Annotated in this window: 1 protein-coding gene; it reads left to right on the top strand. The window is 43.5% G+C overall.

From position 1 onward, the window contains the following. Window positions 1-59: 59 nt before the first annotated feature. On the top strand, window positions 60-644 hold a 585-nt coding region (locus R7044_RS26075; protein ID WP_225456102.1), incomplete at its 3' end, for a LuxR family transcriptional regulator.

The following is a 644-nucleotide window of genomic DNA, read 5'->3' as shown; positions in this document are numbered from 1 at the left end:
CGTTGGATTGCTTTTGGTTATGCTTGCGCAAAATTAAATCATGTCAACTCGATGATCGCATGCCTAACCAAAACTTTAACGCGCAACTCGCAGAAGCAATTTCTGCTTTAAACACGCCTAACTTCACCCCAAAATTGATGAGCGTGATTCACTCAATTTTCGATTTTGATTGCGCGATCATTCTTGGTTACCGAGAAGGCAAACACCCGATCTATCTATATGACTCGATTGAAAATGAACGTGAGTTACTATTTCAACGTTACCTGACCAACTCATTTCAAAACGATCCGTTTTTCCAAAACCTCAACCAGCACAAGCAACAAGGCATCTTCACCCTAAAAGATGTGGCGAAAAAAGGCATCGAGTATCAAACGTATCGAAAGCAGTTTTACGATCAAACAGGTTGGAAAGATGAACTCAGCATGCTGGTAGAAATCGAATCCGGTCGTTGGGTAATTCTCTATTTTGGCTGCTTGCGTGAAGGTAAACGCTTCTCTGCCGCGCAAATCAACAACTTGCGCTCGCATTTTTCTGTTCTTCAATCGCTGTGCCAACAGCATTGGAAACAAGCCGAGTTTAACTTATCAGAGCCCGTAGTTCGCCCAGACGCCTACACAGGCAATATGAAGGTTGCCATTGAGCAG

This window comes from Vibrio sp. 1402, assembly GCF_033340275.1.
This window is presented reverse-complemented; position numbering and strand designations above follow the sequence as displayed.